1 protein-coding gene is annotated in these 616 nt (G+C 51.3%); it reads left to right on the plus strand.

All coding sequences use genetic code 11. The features are described 5' to 3' along the window. Positions 1-196: 196 nt before the first annotated feature. On the plus strand, positions 197-616 hold a 420-nt coding region (locus ACFFUV_RS23615; RefSeq protein WP_390198428.1), incomplete at its 3' end, for a hypothetical protein.

Here is a 616-nt window from a genome sequence, read left to right on the forward strand (position 1 = left end):
GGACGAAAGCCGCCCAAAGGTTAGCAGACGACCCCGGAACCCTGTTTTGCCAACGGTGCGTCCGTTGCAAGATAGACCGGGACGTTTGCAACGGGGCGCACTTGCAATGCGATAAGTACAACAGAACCGACCGAAAAACGATATTTTGGCGGTTGGTATATCCGAAAACAGTAAGAACGAATAAAAAATTAGAGCGATGACAGAAAGTAAGTTAAACCCGTTTGATGCGGAATTGTTGGTTATGATTGGCGATATTGCCAAAAGCCAACCGGAGGTCGAGGAAAAACCCGACCGTTACGAAATCACGGTTGACACAACCGAGATACAGGGAAACGCAATTGAAGCACTAAAACAGGCAGTCGCCGGACGATTGGGAAAACGCTTGTTAGTTACCCACACGTTAGACGCCGCCGTTGTTTTCAACGTCGAGTACGACCCGACGGAATACCCGGAACAAATCCGCACCCGGTTAGTTGAGCCGGACGCCACGGCGGGAACCCGATATTGCCGCACGTTGTTAGAAGTTGACGCAATACAGGTACGCCGGGACAATTTGGACGACCTGTTGAGATTTACCGGAGGCGGAACCATGACGATACCGAGAACCCCAAACGGG

The organism is Vibrio olivae, assembly GCF_042428525.1.
Lineage (GTDB): Bacteria > Pseudomonadota > Gammaproteobacteria > Enterobacterales > Vibrionaceae > Vibrio > Vibrio olivae.